The organism is Vibrio sp. RC586, assembly GCF_000176715.1.
In the GTDB taxonomy this organism is placed as follows: Bacteria; Pseudomonadota; Gammaproteobacteria; order Enterobacterales; family Vibrionaceae; genus Vibrio.
Map to the genome: position 1 here is coordinate 891,724 of NZ_ADBD01000007.1, position 18,869 is coordinate 910,592.

Annotated in this window: 11 protein-coding genes, 3 tRNA genes and 5 rRNA genes; 6 read left to right on the plus strand and 13 right to left on the minus strand. The window is 47.6% G+C overall.

What is annotated here, in order from left to right; all coding sequences use genetic code 11:
- Positions 1-140 precede the first annotated feature (140 nt).
- Together ppk1 and ppx are read left to right on the plus strand one after the other, a co-directional pair.
- On the plus strand, positions 141-2,246 hold the full coding sequence (gene ppk1 / locus VOA_RS10255; RefSeq protein ID WP_009355886.1) for a polyphosphate kinase 1: 2,106 nt from the start codon (positions 141-143) through the stop codon (positions 2,244-2,246).
- Positions 2,227-3,729: an exopolyphosphatase gene (ppx, locus tag VOA_RS10250; RefSeq protein ID WP_000205485.1), complete on the plus strand. Its 1,503-nt coding sequence runs from the start codon at positions 2,227-2,229 to the stop codon at positions 3,727-3,729. Before ppk1 ends, ppx begins: the two co-directional genes overlap by 20 nt.
- Before the next feature lie 72 nt (positions 3,730-3,801).
- Here the strand turns inward: ppx and VOA_RS10245 are convergent, their stop codons facing one another.
- The 3 genes from VOA_RS10245 to phoB are packed head-to-tail and all read right to left on the minus strand — an operon-like array spanning position 3,802 to position 6,788.
- Positions 3,802-4,770, minus strand: coding sequence for a PstS family phosphate ABC transporter substrate-binding protein (locus VOA_RS10245; RefSeq protein WP_000952772.1), 969 nt, complete (start codon positions 4,768-4,770; stop codon positions 3,802-3,804).
- Positions 4,771-4,775: 5 nt separating this feature from the next.
- On the minus strand, positions 4,776-6,077 hold the full coding sequence (phoR, locus tag VOA_RS10240; RefSeq protein WP_000230243.1) for a phosphate regulon sensor histidine kinase PhoR: 1,302 nt from the start codon (positions 6,075-6,077) through the stop codon (positions 4,776-4,778).
- A gap of 21 nt (positions 6,078-6,098) precedes the next feature.
- Entirely contained in the window at positions 6,099-6,788 is a 690-nt protein-coding gene (phoB, locus tag VOA_RS10235; RefSeq protein ID WP_000091118.1) for a phosphate regulon transcriptional regulator PhoB, read from the minus strand.
- Positions 6,789-7,025: 237 nt separating this feature from the next.
- On the opposite strand from phoB, the gene rdgC reads away from it, so the two are divergent.
- The 4 genes from rdgC to VOA_RS10215 all read left to right on the plus strand — a co-directional run bounded on the left by rdgC (position 7,026) and on the right by VOA_RS10215 (position 11,280).
- Complete coding sequence (gene rdgC, locus VOA_RS10230; RefSeq protein ID WP_000264263.1) at positions 7,026-7,940, plus strand: recombination-associated protein RdgC; 915 nt, start codon at positions 7,026-7,028, stop codon at positions 7,938-7,940.
- A gap of 150 nt (positions 7,941-8,090) precedes the next feature.
- Positions 8,091-9,491, plus strand: a complete 1,401-nt coding sequence (gene trhP, locus VOA_RS10225; RefSeq protein WP_000211017.1) for a prephenate-dependent tRNA uridine(34) hydroxylase TrhP — start codon at positions 8,091-8,093, stop codon at positions 9,489-9,491.
- Between the two features lie 2 nt (positions 9,492-9,493).
- A complete protein-coding gene (locus VOA_RS10220) occupies positions 9,494-9,748 on the plus strand; it encodes a YfhL family 4Fe-4S dicluster ferredoxin (protein ID WP_001196279.1) in 255 nt (84 codons plus the stop codon).
- A 239-nt stretch (positions 9,749-9,987) separates the two neighbouring features.
- The gene (locus VOA_RS10215) at positions 9,988-11,280 is read left to right on the plus strand and encodes an erythromycin esterase family protein (RefSeq protein WP_000832795.1); all 1,293 of its coding nucleotides are present in this window, start codon (positions 9,988-9,990) and stop codon (positions 11,278-11,280) included.
- A gap of 36 nt (positions 11,281-11,316) precedes the next feature.
- On the opposite strand, the gene nfsA is transcribed toward VOA_RS10215, so the two are convergent.
- The 10 genes from nfsA to VOA_RS10165 form a co-directional block, all read right to left on the minus strand.
- Positions 11,317-12,039, minus strand: a complete 723-nt coding sequence (gene nfsA / locus VOA_RS10210; RefSeq protein ID WP_001070291.1) for an oxygen-insensitive NADPH nitroreductase — start codon at positions 12,037-12,039, stop codon at positions 11,317-11,319.
- Between the two features lie 9 nt (positions 12,040-12,048).
- Positions 12,049-12,372 (minus strand): DUF1904 domain-containing protein, encoded by a 324-nt coding sequence (locus VOA_RS10205; protein ID WP_001120311.1) that lies wholly within the window; start codon positions 12,370-12,372, stop codon positions 12,049-12,051.
- 197 nt (positions 12,373-12,569) lie between these two features.
- Positions 12,570-12,646: transfer RNA gene (locus VOA_RS10200), tRNA-Asp, on the minus strand.
- 30 nt (positions 12,647-12,676) lie between these two features.
- Positions 12,677-12,792 (minus strand): 5S ribosomal RNA (gene rrf, locus VOA_RS10195).
- 110 nt (positions 12,793-12,902) lie between these two features.
- Positions 12,903-15,789: ribosomal RNA gene (locus VOA_RS10190) — 23S ribosomal RNA — on the minus strand.
- Between the two features lie 302 nt (positions 15,790-16,091).
- A tRNA-Ala gene (locus VOA_RS10185) sits at positions 16,092-16,167 on the minus strand.
- Positions 16,168-16,175: 8 nt separating this feature from the next.
- Positions 16,176-16,252, minus strand: a tRNA-Ile gene (locus tag VOA_RS10180).
- Positions 16,253-16,314: 62 nt separating this feature from the next.
- Positions 16,315-17,857, minus strand: a 16S ribosomal RNA gene (locus VOA_RS10175).
- 358 nt (positions 17,858-18,215) lie between these two features.
- Positions 18,216-18,331: ribosomal RNA gene (rrf, locus tag VOA_RS10170) — 5S ribosomal RNA — on the minus strand.
- Positions 18,332-18,441: 110 nt separating this feature from the next.
- Positions 18,442-18,869, minus strand: a 23S ribosomal RNA gene (locus VOA_RS10165); the annotation flags it as partial.

An 18,869-nucleotide genomic window follows, 5' to 3' on the forward strand; every position in this document is an offset into this window, starting at 1 on the left:
ATTATATTACAGCTCACAATAAATTACTGAAATCAAAACAACTCTATGACGCGAAAGACGATGCAATAAAAGTGTCACAAAAATCACTTAGTTTGCAGTTCTTTAATGATGAAAACGTCAACTCACATGGCAGGGAAGATATGAGTGCGGATAAGCTGTACATCGATAAGGAACTCAGTTGGCTCTCGTTTAACGAACGAGTGTTACAGGAAGCAGCGGATAAAACCGTACCTCTGATTGAACGAATTCGTTTTCTGGGGATATTTTCTAATAACCTCGATGAGTTTTATAAGGTGAGATTCGCTGATGTAAAACGACAAATCTTGATCAATCGAGAACGGGGCGGCAACGATATCTCCAAACACCTCCTCTCACGCATGCAAAGCAAAGCCCTAAAACTCAACCAAGATTTCGATAACCTTTACAATGAATTGATTCTTGAAATGGCCAGACGGCGCATTTTCTTGGTCAATGAAACGCAACTCGATGAAATCCAACTCAAGTGGGTGAAAAAGTATTTCCACAAAGAAGTGCTACCGCATGTGACCCCTATCATGTTGCGTGATGACATTGATGTGATGCAGTTTTTAAAAGACGAGTACGCTTACATTGCGGTTGAAATGCGCAGTAGTGATGAATTTAAATACGCGCTGATCGAAATCCCTACCGATCAACTGCCGCGCTTTGTGATGCTACCTGAGCAAAAAGGCAAACGGCGTAAAACCATCATTCTGCTCGATAACATTATTCGTCTCTGTCTGGATGAGATTTTCCGTGGTTTTTATGACTACGATTCGCTCAATGGTTACGCGATGAAAATGACCCGCGATGCCGAGTACGATTTGCGCCACGAAGTGGAATACAGTTTACTCGAGCAGATGTCGGAAGGCTTAAGCCAGCGCTTAACCGCACTTCCGGTACGCTTTGTTTATGAGCGAGACATGCCAGAAGCCATGCTCAAATTCTTCTGTTACAAGCTCAAAATCTCGCACTACGATAGCCTGATCCCTGGCGGGCGCTATCACAATTTTAAAGACTTTATCTCCTTCCCTAACGTGGGACGAGATTATTTAGAAAATAAACCCTTGCCTCCGATGACTTGTGCTGACTTTGAAGGCTATGCCAATGCTTTTGATGCGATTCGCGCACAAGATATTTTACTGCACTACCCTTATCACAGCTTTGAGCACATGACGGAACTTGTGCGCCAAGCCTCTTTTGACCCGAAAGTCGTCAGCATCAAAATCAATATTTATCGCGTAGCCAAAGACTCCAAATTGATGAACTCGTTGGTGGATGCGGTGCACAACGGCAAACGTGTGGTGGTGGTGGTTGAGCTGCAAGCTCGTTTTGATGAAGAAGCCAATATCGAGTGGTCACGCATTCTGACCGATGCAGGAGTACACGTTATTTTCGGTGTTCCGGGCATGAAAATTCACGCAAAATTGCTGCTGATCACCCGTAAAGAAGGAGAGGATTTTGTCCGTTACGCTCACATCGGTACCGGCAATTTCCATGAACGTACCGCACGCATTTATACCGATTTTGCATTATTGACGGCAGACCAAGAACTGGCCGCCGAAGTTCGCTCCGTGTTTGGCTACATTGAAAACCCATTTCGCCCAGTTAAATTCAATCACTTGATTGTTTCACCGCGCAATTCACGCACTCAAATTTACCGCTTGTTAGATGGGGAAATCGCCAACGCCAAGGCAGGTAAAAAAGCGACCATCACCCTAAAAGTGAACAACTTAGTGGATAAAGGCTTGATTAATAAACTGTATGGTGCGAGTGCTGCTGGGGTAAACATTCGCATGATTATCCGAGGAATGTGTTCTTTAGTACCGGGGATTGAGGGCGTCAGTGACAATATTGAGATCGTCAGTATTATTGACCGCTTCCTTGAGCATCCTCGCGTGTTAGTGGTGCATAATGATGGCAACCCACAAGTGTTTATCTCATCAGCAGACTGGATGGAGCGGAATATTGATCACCGAATTGAGGTCATGGCTCCGATTCGTGATGAACGTATCAAACAGCGCATCATTGATATCCTTAATATTCAGTTTATAGATACAGTCAAAGCGCGCCGCATCGACAAAGAAATGAGTAACTTATATGTGGAGCGTGGTAATCGCAGAAAAGTACGCTCGCAGGTCGCGATTTACGACTATCTTAAAAATGTCGAGAAGCAGACTCGCAAAATAAAAGGTCAACAGGAAAGCAATGACAACAGCAGTCAGTAACGGCAGAGAAATCGCTGCCATCGATCTTGGTTCAAACAGTTTTCACATGGTGGTCGCCAAAGTTGTAGACCAAGATCTTCAACTGATTAGCCGTCATAAGCAACGTGTGCGCCTCGCAGCAGGGCTCGATGAACAGAAAAATCTCGATGAGGAGTCCATTCAACGAGGTTTAGAATGCTTAGCTATGTTTGCGGAACGCTTACAAGGTTTTGACCCTCATAATGTTCGAATTGCGGCAACTCATACCCTGCGCCAAGCCAACAATGCCCACATATTTATTCAACGCGCCTTGGAAGTGCTCCCTTTTCCGATTGAGATCATCCCAGGTTCTGAAGAAGCGCGTTTGATTTATCTCGGCGTTGCCCACACCCAACCACAAGCCGATTCTATGTTAGTGGTTGATATTGGTGGCGGCAGCACCGAAATGATCATTGGTAAAGGATTTGAAGCCGAGTTGGTCAATAGTAAACAGATGGGGTGTGTGAACTTTACCGAACGTTTTTTTGCTAATGGTAAACTCTCACGCAAAAACTTTGCGCAGGCGATTGTCGCCAGTGAGCAAAAATTGGAATCCATCGCCGCCAAATACCGTAAAAAAAGTTGGCAAGTCGCGTTTGGTTCATCAGGCACCATCAAAGCAATCCACGAAGTGTTAGTCGGGCAAGGACATGAAGATGGATTGATCACCTTTGAACGACTGAGCAAGCTGATTGAAAAACTCTGCGAATGGGACAGCATCGATGACTTACAACTGCCTGGTTTAACTGATGATCGTAAACCTGTGTTTGCTGCAGGGGTTGCCATTCTTTCCGCGATCTTTCATGGTTTAAAAATCAAAGAGATGCATTTTTCTGATGGTGCACTGCGCGAAGGTTTGCTGTATGAGATGGAAGATCGTTTCAAGTATTCCGACATCCGTCTGCGTACTACAGAAAATCTGGCGGCAAAACACTTGGTCGATTTAGAACACGCCGCCAAAGTCAAAGGTCACGCACGTGAATTTCTCGCACAAATCGCCGGCGAATTGAGTTTGCCCGAAGGGAGTGAGTTGTGCGATCTGCTTGAGTGGGGAGCATTACTGCATGAAGTTGGGCTGAGCATTAACTTACAAGGCTTTCATCGCCACTCAGCGTATATTTTGCGCCACAACAACATGGCCGGTTTTAACAGCGAGCAGCAGTTAGTTCTATCCAATTTAGCAAGGTTTCAACGTAAGTCACTGAAATTGAATGAGTTGGATGACTTTAGCCTGTTTAAGAAAAAGCACATTATTGGCTTGATTCGCGTTTTACGGCTAGCTATTGTGGTTAATGGACAGCGCAACGATGATCCATTACCTCCTCTTTCTTTATCCGCTAAAGATGACGAATGGAAGCTAGACTGCGAACAGCCTGATTGGTTGGAAAACAATAAGTTATTGCACGCTGACTTACAAACGGAGCAAGAGTATTGGCGTGAAGTTGGCTGGCAATTGCATTTTTAATCACGAGTTACCTACAAAAAACGCCCAAAACTATTTGGGCGTTTTTTGTTGTCCTGCTCGGAACGAACCCGCTCAATCGGTTGATGGCTCAATCCCGACTTTTGCCAGTTCTTGTTGAGCCACTTGCGCGGAGATAGGTAAATAGCCATCTTTAGCGACCAAAGCTTGCCCCTGCTCCGAAAAAATAAAGCGAATAAACTCACGCTCAATCGGTGACAAATCTCGGTTTGGATTCTTGTTCACATACACATACAAGTAGCGGGATAAAGGATAAGCCCCTGACAGGATATTCGCTTGGGTTGGCTCAACATAATCATTTCCTTCACGTGCAATCGGCAGTAGCTTTACACCAGAAACACGATAACCCACCCCAGAATAACCGAGTGTGTTAATGGAAGACGCAACCGACTGCACCACTGAAGCCGAGCCTGGCTGCTCATTGACTCGGGTTTGGAAATCACCTTGACACAGCGCGTTTTGCTTAAAGTAACCATAGGTTCCTGATACCGAGTTGCGACCAAACAGTTGAATGTTGCGCTTTGCCCAATCATAAGGCAGACCAAGCTGAGACCAAGTGACAATCGGCTGAGTGGCACCACAGCGTAATGTGGCGGAAAAAATCGCATCCAGTTGCTGGAAATTCAGCCCTTTGATCGGGTTATCGCGATGCACAAAAATCCCAACCGCATCAATCGCCACACGCAATGCCGTCGGTTTATAGCCATGCATCGCTTCAAACGCGGCAATTTCACTGCTGCGCATGGGGCGACTCATAGGGCCAAACTGCGCCGTGCTTTCTGATAACGCGGGCGGCGCTGTCGCTGACCCCGAGGCTTGCACTTGTGCATTCACTGCAGGGTAATAGGCTTGAAATTCTTCGACCCAGAGCGTGGTCATACCCGCCAGCGTATCCGAGCCGACGGACAGTAGGCTGCCCGAAATACCGCTGACTTTTTCATAGGTCGGTAAACCTTCATCCAATGCCCAAGCAGCCGATGAAGCCAAAACCAACGAGCTTAACAAACCAACACGACTTAGCATGCGGTTCACCCTTTTGCCACTAACCGTTTAGGTAATACAAACGAAAACTTACTGCCCACGCCGACTTTACTGTAGATATCCAAATGACTGTCATGGTGCGCAAGTGCGTGTTTCACAATCGCCAGTCCTAAACCACTGCCGCCGGTATCACGAGAGCGGGCTTTATCGACACGGTAGAAACGCTCCGTTAAGCGATGCAAATGCTGTGGTTCAATCCCCTCGCCTTTGTCTTCCACTTCAAGACAAGCCCCTTTACTGGATCGATACCAACGCACGTCAATTTGCGCGCCCGGCGGGGTGTATTTAACTGCGTTGTAAACTAAGTTAGAAATCGCGCTGCGCAGTTGATCGTCATCCGCCAGCACCTTAAGGCTTTTATCCACCTCAAAATGCAGCTTATGTTGTGCATCACCGCTTAAGCTCAGCGCTTCTTTTTCTAGCACTTCCAACATGGCAGGCACATCCACCACCTGGTCGAGATCGACCATCGGTGATGCTTCAATTTTCGAAAGCGTCAGCAGTTGGTTCACCAGACTATTCATCCGATTGAGCTGCTCAGTCATCACGCCATGGGCTTTGCTCCACATCGGGCCGGCGAGCACATCCGGATCTTCGGTCATTTCTAAATAACCTTGCAGCACCGTCATCGGCGTACGCAGCTCATGAGAAACGTTGGCAAAGAAATTACGTCGCATGCCTTCGAGTTGTTTCAGCTGAGTCACATCACGCACCACCATCAGGTGTTCACCTTCGGTGTACGGTACAATCCGTAGTTCTAGCATGCGATCGCTATTGAGTGGTGAACGCATTTCGAGCGGATCGGTAAAATCATCTTTCTTGAGGTATTTAATAAAGTCCGGCGTACGCAGCAGGTTCGAGATCGGCTGCCCGGCATCGTCTGGCCAACGAAAGCCTAGCAAATGCTGCGCAAGGCGGTTACACCACACGATATTGCCTTCGCTGCGAAACACCACTACCGCATCGGGGAGCGATTCGGCACCATTACGGAAGCGGCGGATAAGGTTAGTCAGCTCTTTGCGTTTTTTACGATGGCGCTGCTGCAGACGATAAATGCCATTGAACAGTGATTCCCAATTCCCCGTTCCAGAAGGTGGGGTGAGACGTTTTTCATCCCACAACCAAGCCGAGAGGCGAATTTGATGATTCAAATGCCAAAAAAGCTGCAAAGCCGTCGCTGCCAACAGCAGCCACGGCATGCTTCCGAAAATCCATCCCACCACAATCCATGGCAAGTAAAAAAAAGCCAGCTCCCAAGCTAGCTTTTTCCATGTTAAGCGTTCAACCATACTGATTTGTTCTACACCCTCTTAGGCTTTGGTTGAAAAACGATACCCCGCACCGCGCACAGTCTGGATCAACTTATCATGTCCGGCGTCTTCTAACGCTTTACGCAGACGGCGAATGTGAACATCTACCGTACGATCTTCCACATACACGTTAGTACCCCAAACGTTGTTGAGCAGTTGTTCACGGCTATACACACGCTCTTGGTGCGTCATGAAGAAGTGTAACATCTTGAACTCAGTTGGTCCCATGTCCAACGGCTGATCGTTGGCCGTCACACGGTGTGAAACCGGATCTAACTTCAAACCTTGAACATCAATCACGTCTTCTAATGCCGTTGGCGTAACTCGGCGAATCACGGCTTTTAAACGGGCAACCAATTCTTTGGGTGAAAACGGTTTGGTAATGTAATCATCCGCGCCCACTTCGAGGCCGCGAACTTTATCTTCTTCTTCCCCACGCGCGGTGAGCATCACCACTGGAATGTTGCGCGTCACCTCTTCACGTTTCATATGCTTGATGAGGTTGATGCCACTTCCACCAGGCAACATCCAGTCAAGCAGGACGAGATCAGGAAAAGGCTCAGCCAGTTTACTCATCGCCGAATCATAATCTTCGGCCTCAACCGCCTGATAGCCCTTTTGTTCAAGCACGAAACACAACATTTCACGAATCGGTGCTTCGTCTTCAACAACCAGAATCCTTCTAGACATAATTGATTAACCTTTGTTTTTCACCAACGCCATGCATTATGGGAAATGTTTATGACACTTTTGTGACCTTTGCAAACAAATTTTCATATAAGGTTCAGGCGAAATTCATATACCTAAGCCTCACAAGCAAAGCGAGACAACAACTGGGCAGCTATCCCTATTTTTTTGAATTAGGATTAAGACTTTCTCAGCATCTTCCCCTATCATGTCTGGCTTTCTAACCAAGGGAAAACAACAATGTGGTTTAAGAACTGTATGGTGTATCGCGTTAATCGCGAGGTTAACTTCAATGCCGATCAGCTGGAAAAACAGTTGGCCGAATTTCGTTTTACGCCTTGCGGCAGTCAGGATAAACAGAAGTTTGGTTGGGTTTCCGCACTGGGTAAACACGGCGACATGATGACCCACGTCAGTGAAAACCGCATTTTAGTCTGCGCGAAACGTGAAGAGAAAATGCTGCCCGCTTCGGTGATTAAAGATTCGCTTAACGCCAAAGTCGAAGCGATGGAAGCCGAAGAAGGCCGCCCACTGAAGAAGAAAGAAAAAGAAGCGCTGAAAGAAGACATCGTCATCGATTTACTGCCACGCGCATTCAGCAAAAGCCAACTCACTTTTGTGCTGATCATGCCAACCGAAGGCTTAATTCTAGTTGATGCAGGAAGCTACAAAAAAGCCGAAGATGTGCTCGCGCTACTGCGTAAAACCATGGGCAGCCTGCCTGTTGTGCCTGCTATTCCTGAAATTGCGGTCGAAACGACTCTGACGCAATGGGTGAAAGAAGGCAATCTGCCACAAGGCTTTAACCTGATGGAAGAAGCGGAGCTCAAATCATTACTCGATGATGGCGCAACCATTCGCTGTAAAAAGCAGGAACTGAGCAGTGATGAAATTCTCAGCCACATTCAAGCCAATAAAGTGGTCACCAAACTGGCGATCAACTGGCAAGATCGAATTCGTTTTGTATTGGCGGAAGATTGCAGCATCAAACGCCTAGCATACAGCGATGAACTTAAAGAGCAGAATGATGACATCCCACGCGAAGATCGCGCAGCACGTCTGGATGCCGATTTCTCCCTGCTGTGCGGAGAAATGTCGGTCTTCCTACCTGACCTGTTCAATGCCTTAGGTGGCCTACCTCACCCTGAAGCCTAATCGTGGACTCCATTTCACCACCTCTGCGTAAATGAGGTGGTGAGAGTTTCACTATGCAGAGTAGGGTTTTTGACGTAAAATTTGCGCCCTTTCCAATACCATCAGGTGGTATTGGCCTGACTTGAGATCAGATTGTAAGAGAAGCAAGCAATGACAACGCCAAAAACCTTTGTTCCAGAACTCCTTTCACCTGCGGGTAGCCTGAAGAATATGCGCTACGCTTTTGCCTACGGGGCAGATGCGGTATACGCTGGCCAACCTCGTTACAGCCTGCGCGTGCGTAACAATGAGTTCAACCACGAAAACCTACAAATCGGCATTGATGAAGCCCACGCACTGGGTAAAAAATTCTATGTCGTGTGTAACATTCAGCCACACAACTCTAAGCTGAAAACGTTCATCCGTGACCTTAAGCCTGTGATTGATATGGGGCCTGATGCGCTCATTATGTCTGACCCAGGCCTTATCATGATGGTTCGTGAAGAATTCCCACACATGCCGATCCACCTTTCGGTACAAGCGAATGCAGTGAACTGGGCAACCGTGAAATTCTGGGCTTCGCAAGGCGTTGAGCGTGTGATTGTTTCTCGTGAGCTCTCTTTAGAAGAGATCGAAGAGATCCGTGAAAAATGTCCGAATACCGAAATTGAAGTGTTCGTGCATGGCGCTCTGTGTATGGCTTATTCCGGCCGTTGCTTGCTGTCAGGTTACATCAACAAGCGCGATCCAAACCAAGGCACTTGTACTAACGCATGCCGTTGGGAATACAAAGTTGAAGCAGCAAAAGAAGATGAAGCAGGTCAGATCGTTGAACAGTTTGACCCCAATGCTGCGCAAGCCATCGAAGTTCAAAATGAACGTCCAGACACCACCATTGGGGCCGGCAAACCGATTGATGATGTCGTACTGCTTTCTGAGAGCCATCGTCCTGATGAGAAAATGGCCGCCTTTGAAGATGAGCACGGTACCTACATCATGAACTCCAAAGATCTGCGTGCCATACAGCATGTTGAGCGCCTAACTCAAATGGGTGTGCACTCACTGAAAATCGAAGGCCGTACCAAATCTTTCTACTACTGCGCACGTACCGCGCAAGTGTACCGTAAAGCGATTGATGATGCGGTTGCGGGCAAGCCATTCGATGACAGCCTGATGACTACCCTAGAGAGCTTGGCGCACCGTGGTTATACCGAAGGTTTCCTACGTCGCCACACGCACGATGCTTACCAAAACTACGATTACGGCTACTCGGTTTCCGACACTCAACAGTTTGTGGGTGAATTTACCGGTAAACGCCGCGGCGCAATGGCCGAAGTGGAAGTGAAGAACAAATTTGTGCTCGGCGATAGCCTTGAACTGATGACGCCAAAAGGCAATGTTATCTTCACTTTAGAAGCGATGGAAAATCGTAAAGGTGAAGCGACAGATGATGCCAAAGGCAACGGTCACTTTGTTTACATTCCAGTTCCGGAAGAGTTGGATCTCCGCTACGCTCTGCTGATGCGTAACCTAGTACAAGGGCAGGATACCCGTAACCCAACAGGCAAGTAATTATGGCGCTACTGATTACCGCCAAATGCACCAACTGTGATATGTGTGAGCCAGAGTGCCCAAACAGTGCGATTTCAATGGGCGATAAGATCTATGAGATCGATCCTGATTTATGCACTGAATGTAAAGGGCACTATGACAAACCGACGTGCCAGTCGGTTTGTCCCATCAGCAACTGCATCATCACCGATCCTGCCCATCGCGAAACCGAAGAGCAACTGCTAGAGAAGTTCGTGGTAATTCAAGGGCTCGCGTAAGAATCAAAAAAAGCGCCTCTATGGCGCTTTTTTTTGACAATATTAATCTTTATTCAGCAATCAATTTCTCAACGCTTTATCTAATAAAAATATAATTATTAAAAACCTTTCATTCGGTTCATTTCACGACCTAAGAAATTGGTACTCGTAGCAACTCGCACTAAGTCTTCAAACCTCTTTTCATTACCAATGAGTTTCAATCTAATCTTGGTAATTATTTTTATAGAAGGTTAAGAAATATGAAGCGTTGGGGAATTGTATTTTTATTTCTATTATCGGGATGTAATAGTGAAAGTATCAGCCCGCCAACCGTTACCTCCCAAAGCTTAGCCAGTACAGAATTGACTCATGAGAATAGTGATTTACAGGGTTTTGTTGCAGCAGTAAAAGGCTATGATTTCGTTAGTGTAGGAGAAAGAACGCACCAAGGTTCTAAAGCGTATAGCTACAAAGCTCGTATGGTTAAGGCTCTTCATCAAGAAGGCGATCTAACCTTAGTTGCTTTTGAAGCTGGTTTATATGATGGGTTAGTGGCGTGGCAAAATTTCCTCACCGGAAAACAGCGCCTACAACAGGCCATAATTGGACCTAATGCGAACTACATGTATGGACATCGCTTTAGTAAAGAAGTGGGAGCTCTGGCCAACTATGTCAGTGAGGTTTCTCAGCAGGACAACCCGCTACTACTGATCGGCTACGATGCCCGTATCAATAGTGATCCAGGATGTAGTGTGATGTTTGATGAATTAAGAAGCTACTTGCAGATTAACAGCCTTGACCTCTCCAACTACGATACGATACAGACTCTAGGGCCGAGAATGATGTGCCCTTGGCATACCACTGAAAAATTCACATCACAAAACCACCAAGATCTAACCCAAGAATTGAAAAAACTGGAAACAGTACTAACCACACAAAAAAGGCTCGAAACCGTTCCAGATTACGACCCTAGCTATCCGCGAGAATTTCGGAATTACGCTACATTTTGGCTGCAGATAGTAAGAAGCCTATATTCCCAGTCCTATTTCATTATCAACAACATTGACCATTCCTATACCGACTATCAGTCTGCTGAAAACTTAAATTGGTTAGTAAATGAGTGGTTTAAAATACAGGGACAAACCTTTATCTGGGCGCACAATATTCATGCCACACCTATTCCTGGTTCTCTGATCTCCGCAATGAACAGCCGCTATCCAGACAGATCCGTCTATAGTGTGATGCAGTTAAGCTACAAAGGTACTCTTGCTGCAAACACTCCGGATTACACACGTTGGCTAATTGATACAGAACGTCTTCAGGAAGAAGAGGGCACATTGAATAGTGCTTTATATCATGCTGGATATACCGACGCTTTTATTGATTTTAAGAGCCAAAATGAAAGCAACATCGATTACTTAAACAAGCCCTATGCAATCAGATATGCTTGGGGATATTTACCGACAGAAATTCCAAGCAAAATAATGGATGGCATTCTCTTTATTGCGGAAGAGCAGCCCGTTCAACCTATATCTGATGCAGATCTTCCATAGACCTAAAAATCCCAGCCAAGTGCTGGGATTTTTACATTATTTCAGCGCCAAACCTTTACTCTGCAAATAACTGAGCATAAATGGACGAGACTCTTCGGAGAGCTTAGCGGTGATTTGTTCTGACCAACCCTGTTGTTTAGGATTGCCAGAACGTTTTTGGTAATACTCGATCATAGTGCAGTCATATTCCGCCACATCGTCTCTATTCAAAGGTTGATAGTGGTTTTCATGCAGGATCACCTTCGGAGCCAAGCGTGGTTTTAACTCTGGATCCTGTGCTGGGTGTCCTAAGCACATTCCAAACAATATTGCGGTATAAGGCGGCAAGTTAAGCAAAGCATCGACTTCATTCGGTGAATTACGTAAACCACCAATGTACACCCCACCAAGCCCCATCGACTCTGCCGCTAATAAACAGTTTTGCGCCATAATCCCCGCATCAACAGCACCAATTAAGGTTAACTCCATAAATTCAGGTTTTACGTTAGGGTTCAGTGCATAGTGCCGCTGATAATCAATGCAAAACACTAAAAACTCAGCAGCACTCGCCACATAAGCTTGATTGCCAGCAAGCTTTGCTAATTGCTCACGTATACTACCATCTGTCACTCTGATTACGGAAATCACTTGCAGTAAGCTGGATGACGAAGCCGCAATACCTGAAGCAATGATCGTCTCAAGTTGCGTTGCAGAAATAGGCTCTGGACTAAAAGCACGGATAGAGCGATGGTTGAGCATGGTATCGATAACTGGATTCATGTTGTCTCCTCAGAAATGTTGACCATCCAGATAATAAGCAGTGCGTTGCAAAGGTATGAACACTACAGCAACATGAGCATCAGCACCGAGCAACTGACGTATCTGCTCAGTAATCACCTGTGCAACCTGATCCTGAGTTTGCTGTTCTCTTCCAAACCACAATACTTCCACCATGGGATAAACCTCTCCTTCGGCGAAATACTGAGTATTAATCAACTCAAAGGTAAAAGCACTTCGAGAGGTACAGAGTAGAGAGGAAAGTTCATTGAGCAACGGAGTTACCAGTGTTTCAACGATATGTGCTTCTACAGCACGAAAACGTAAGTGGGGCATGACTCATTTTCTCCTTTTTCGCCATCATAACAGCCAGAATGACGAGGAGCGAGTCGTACAAAAAACAAAGGATAAACCATTGTTCTAAGGGCTCAAGAAGCAGAATGAGAGTGTTAGAAGGATTGAATAGCCAAGATAACGGCACTTTTATCCAGAAAGCAAAAAACCCAGTCCGAAGACTGGGTTTCTCAAATAAGTGGCGGAGCGGACGGGACTCGAACCCGCGACCCCCGGCGTGACAGGCCGGTATTCTAACCAACTGAACTACCGCTCCGCATTGGTTAGCGCTTGGTGCTAAATTAAAGCCTGGCGATGTTCTACTCTCACATGGGGAAACCCCACACTACCATCGACGCTGTTTCGTTTCACTTCTGAGTTCGGGATGGAGTCAGGTGGGTCCAAAACGCTATGGTCGCCAAGCAAATTCTTTCTCTCTATTTCTAGAGAATAATCTGGAAAGCTGTCTTCGTTCTCACACACATTCTTATGCGCTTAGCTTTGAGTCCACTACAAAACCCCTTGGGTGTTATATGGTTAAGCCTCACGGGCAATTAGTACAGGTTAGCTCAACGCCTCACAACGCTTACACACCCTGCCTATCAACGTTCTAGTCTCGAACAACCCTTTAGGACAGTTAAACTGTCAGGGAAGACTCATCTCAGGGCTCGCTTCCCGCTTAGATGCTTTCAGCGGTTATCGATTCCGAACTTAGCTACCGGGCAATGCGTCTGGCGACACAACCCGAACACCAGAGGTTCGTCCACTCCGGTCCTCTCGTACTAGGAGCAGCCCCCTTCAATCTTCCAACGCCCACGGCAGATAGGGACCGAACTGTCTCACGACGTTCTAAACCCAGCTCGCGTACCACTTTAAATGGCGAACAGCCATACCCTTGGGACCGACTTCAGCCCCAGGATGTGATGAGCCGACATCGAGGTGCCAAACACCGCCGTCGATATGAACTCTTGGGCGGTATCAGCCTGTTATCCCCGGAGTACCTTTTATCCGTTGAGCGATGGCCCTTCCATACAGAACCACCGGATCACTATGACCTGCTTTCGCACCTGCTCGAACCGTCATTCTCGCAGTTAAGCGGGCTTATGCCATTGCACTAACCTCACGATGTCCAACCGTGATTAGCCCACCTTCGTGCTCCTCCGTTACTCTTTGGGAGGAGACCGCCCCAGTCAAACTACCCACCAGGCACTGTCCTCAACCCGGATAACGGGTCTAAGTTAGAACATCAAACATACAAGGGTGGTATTTCAAGGACGGCTCCAACGCAACTAGCGTCACGTCTTCATAGCCTCCCACCTATCCTACACATGTAGGTTCAATGTTCAGTGCCAAGCTGTAGTAAAGGTTCACGGGGTCTTTCCGTCTAGCCGCGGGTACACTGCATCTTCACAGCGATTTCAATTTCACTGAGTCTCGGGTGGAGACAGCGTGGCCATCATTACGCCATTCGTGCAGGTCGGAACTTACCCGACAAGGAATTTCGCTACCTTAGGACCGTTATAGTTACGGCCGCCGTTTACCGGGGCTTCGATCAAGAGCTTCGCTTGCGCTAACCCCATCAATTAACCTTCCGGCACCGGGCAGGCGTCACACCGTATACGTCATCTTGCGATTTTGCACAGTGCTGTGTTTTTAATAAACAGTTGCAGCCACCTGGTATCTGCGACTCTCGTCAGCTCCATCCGCGAGGGACTTCACCATCAAGAGCGTACCTTCTCCCGAAGTTACGGTACCATTTTGCCTAGTTCCTTCACCCGAGTTCTCTCAAGCGCCTTGGTATTCTCTACCCGACCACCTGTGTCGGTTTGGGGTACGATTCCATCAAATCTGAAGCTTAGAGGCTTTTCCTGGAAGCATGGCATCAATGACTTCACACCCGTAGGTGCTCGACGTCGTGTCTCAGCCTTAGAAAGAGCCGGATTTACCTAACTCTTAAGCCTACGCACTTGAACCAGGACAACCGTCGCCTGGCCCACCTAGCCTTCTCCGTCCCCCCATCGCAATTTGATTGAGTACGGGAATATTAACCCGTTTCCCATCGACTACGCTTTTCAGCCTCGCCTTAGGGGTCGACTCACCCTGCCCCGATTAACGTTGGACAGGAACCCTTGGTCTTCCGGCGGGGAGGTTTTTCACCCCCCTTGTCGTTACTCATGTCAGCATTCGCACTTCTGATACCTCCAGCAAACCTTACGATTCACCTTCAACGGCTTACAGAACGCTCCCCTACCCAATGCCCAAAGGACATTGCCGCAGCTTCGGTGTATTGCTTAGCCCCGTTACATCTTCCGCGCAGGCCGACTCGACTAGTGAGCTATTACGCTTTCTTTAAATGATGGCTGCTTCTAAGCCAACATCCTAGCTGTCTGAGCCTTCCCACATCGTTTCCCACTTAGCAATACTTTGGGACCTTAGCTGGCGGTCTGGGTTGTTTCCCTCTCCACGACGGACGTTAGCACCCGCCGTGTGTCTCCCGGATAGTACTTACTGGTATTCGGAGTTTGCAAAGGGTTGGTAAGTCGGGATGACCCCCTAGCCTTAACAGTGCTCTACCCCCAGTAGTATTCGTCCGAGGCGCTACCTAAATAGCTTTCGGGGAGAACCAGCTATCTCCGAGTTTGATTGGCCTTTCACCCCTAGCCACAAGTCATCCGCTAATTTTTCAACATTAGTCGGTTCGGTCCTCCAGTTGATGTTACTCAACCTTCAACCTGCCCATGGCTAGATCACCCGGTTTCGGGTCTATATCCAGAGACTGAGCGCCCAGTTAAGACTCGCTTTCGCTACGGCTCCCCTATACGGTTAACCTTGCCACTGAATATAAGTCGCTGACCCATTATACAAAAGGTACGCAGTCACACCACGAAGGTGCTCCTACTGCTTGTACGTACACGGTTTCAGGTTCTATTTCACTCCCCTCACAGGGGTTCTTTTCGCCTTTCCCTCACGGTACTGGTTCACTATCGGTCAGTCAGGAGTATTTAGCCTTGGAGGATGGTCCCCCCATATTCAGACAGGATATCACGTGTCCCGCCCTACTCGATTTCACGCTCGATGAAGCGTCGGTTACGGGGCTATCACCCTGTATCGCCAAGCTTTCCAGCTTGTTCACCTACTTCAACGAGTGCTTAAGGGCTAATCCAGGTTCGCTCGCCGCTACTACCGGAATCTCGGTTGATTTCTTCTCCTCGGGGTACTTAGATGTTTCAGTTCCCCCGGTTTGCTCTGTTAACCTATGGATTCAGTTAACAGTAACTGCTTATGCAGTTGGGTTTCCCCATTCGGAAATCGCAGACTCAAACGGCTCTTACTGCCTTATCTGCGCTTATCGCAAGTTAGTACGTCCTTCATCGCCTCTGACTGCCCAGGCATCCACCGTGTACGCTTAGTCACTTAACCATACAACCCGAAGGAGTTTCGGGTTGTTGTTTAAACAACCTAAGTTGTCTCGCGTTTAATTTACATGAGTGCGAGACAGATTTTGCCGGACTCAAATTTTGAACAAGACCTAAGTCTTATTCGATACCAAGCACACTTGAATGTGTTGTTGGTGTTTATCTTTCGATAAACATTGAGAACTTTACAAACAACAATAAATTGTTGTTTTGTCAGCTTTCCAAATTGTTAAAGAGCAAGATTCCCTTTCTATTTAAAGAAAAGATGAACCATTTTTAAACATTCTCAGCGAAAACGCTTAAAGATGGTGGAGTTATGCGGGATCGAACCGCAGACCTCCTGCGTGCAAGGCAGGCGCTCTCCCAGCTGAGCTATAACCCCATCGTTAGTGGTGGGTCTGAGTGGACTCGAACCACCGACCTTACGCTTATCAGGCGTACGCTCTAACCACCTGAGCTACAGACCCACTTGATGCTCAAATCTAAACCAAATCAATCTGTGTGGACACTCATCACGATAATCATCGTGTAAGGAGGTGATCCAGCGCCAGGTTCCCCTAGCGCTACCTTGTTACGACTTCACCCCAGTCATGAACCACAAAGTGGCAAGCGTCCTCCCGAAGGTTAAACTACCTGCTTCTTTTGCAGCCCACTCCCATGGTGTGACGGGCGGTGTGTACAAGGCCCGGGAACGTATTCACCGCAACATTCTGATTTGCGATTACTAGCGATTCCGACTTCATGGAGTCGAGTTGCAGACTCCAATCCGGACTACGACGTACTTTGTGAGATTCGCTCCACCTCGCGGTCTTGCTGCCCTCTGTATACGCCATTGTAGCACGTGTGTAGCCCTACTCGTAAGGGCCATGATGACTTGACGTCGTCCCCACCTTCCTCCGGTTTATCACCGGCAGTCTCCCTGGAGTTCCCACCATTACGTGCTGGCAAACAAGGATAAGGGTTGCGCTCGTTGCGGGACTTAACCCAACATTTCACAACACGAGCTGACGACAGCCATGCAGCACCTGTCTCTCAGTTCCCGAAGGCACAAGACTGTCTCCAGTCTCTTCTGAGGATGTCAAGAGTAGGTAAGGTTCTTCGCGTTGCATCGAATTAAACCACATGCTCCACCGCTTGTGCGGGCCCCCGTCAATTCATTTGAGTTTTAATCTTGCGACCGTACTCCCCAGGCGGTCTACTTAACGCGTTAGCTCCGAAAGCCACGACTCTAGGTCACAACCTCCAAGTAGACATCGTTTACGGCGTGGACTACCAGGGTATCTAATCCTGTTTGCTCCCCACGCTTTCGCATCTGAGTGTCAGTATCTGTCCAGGGGGCCGCCTTCGCCACCGGTATTCCTTCAGATCTCTACGCATTTCACCGCTACACCTGAAATTCTACCCCCCTCTACAGTACTCTAGCTTGTCAGTTTCAAATGCGATTCCTAGGTTGAGCCCAGGGCTTTCACATCTGACTTAACAAACCACCTGCATGCGCTTTACGCCCAGTAATTCCGATTAACGCTTGCACCCTCCGTATTACCGCGGCTGCTGGCACGGAGTTAGCCGGTGCTTCTTCTGTAGGTAACGTCAAATGATTAAGGTATTAGCTTAACCACCTTCCTCCCTACTGAAAGTACTTTACAACCCGAAGGCCTTCTTCATACACGCGGCATGGCTGCATCAGGCTTGCGCCCATTGTGCAATATTCCCCACTGCTGCCTCCCGTAGGAGTCTGGACCGTGTCTCAGTTCCAGTGTGGCTGATCATCCTCTCAGACCAGCTAGGGATCGTCGCCTTGGTGAGCCCTTACCTCACCAACTAGCTAATCCCACCTGGGCATATCCGGTAGCACAAGGCCCGAAGGTCCCCTGCTTTGCTCTTACGAGGTTATGCGGTATTAGCCATCGTTTCCAATGGTTATCCCCCTCTACCGGGCAATTTCCCAGGCATTACTCACCCGTCCGCCGCTCGCCACCCAAGGAACAAGTTCCTCTGTGCTGCCGCTCGACTTGCATGTGTTAGGCCTGCCGCCAGCGTTCAATCTGAGCCATGATCAAACTCTTCAATTAAAAGTTTTTGAAGCTTTCGCTTCGGCTCAATGAATACTGATTACATTCTTTGCTTAATAAAAAGCGAAGTAATGTTGAATTGACTGTGCTGAATGATTGCTCATTCAAATGGTCACTCAGTTCATTGATAAATCTTTTGCGATTATCATCAACGAGTGCCCACACAGATTGATTGGTTTATATTGTTAAAGAGCTTGGCTTTCAGTGCTTTAGCACGTCAGCGAGGTGCGTATAATACGCTTCCCACTTTGAAAGTCAACATAAAACTCTAAAATTTTTAGAACTTTATGGTGACTCGTCTATTGCTAGACCAGTCGGACCTTTTGTCTTCACTTTTAAAAAGTGAAAATAAATAGGAGCCTGGCGATGTTCTACTCTCACATGGGGAAACCCCACACTACCATCGACGCTGTTTCGTTTCACTTCTGAGTTCGGGATGGAGTCAGGTGGGTCCAAAACGCTATGGTCGCCAAGCAAATTCTTTCTCTCTATTTCTAGAGAATAATCTGGAAAGCTGTCTTCGTTCTCACACACATTCTTATGCGCTTAGCTTTGAGTCCACTACAAAACCCCTTGGGTGTTGTATGGTTAAGCCTCACGGGCAATTAGTACAGGTTAGCTCAACGCCTCACAACGCTTACACACCCTGCCTATCAACGTTCTAGTCTCGAACAACCCTTTAGGATACTTAAAGTATCAGGGAAGACTCATCTCAGGGCTCGCTTCCCGCTTAGATGCTTTCAGCGGTTATCGATTCCGAACTTAGCTACCGGGCAATGCGTCTGGCGACACAACCCGAACACCAGAGGTTCGTCCACTCCGGTCCTCTCGTACTAGGAGCAGCCCCCTTCAATCTTCCAACGCCCACGGCAGATAGGGACCGAACTGTCTCACGACGTTCTAAACCCAGCTCGCGTACCACTTTAAATGGCGAACAGCCATACCCTTGGGACCGACTTCAGCCCCAGGATGTGATGAGCCGACATCGAGGTGCCAAACACCGCCGTCGATA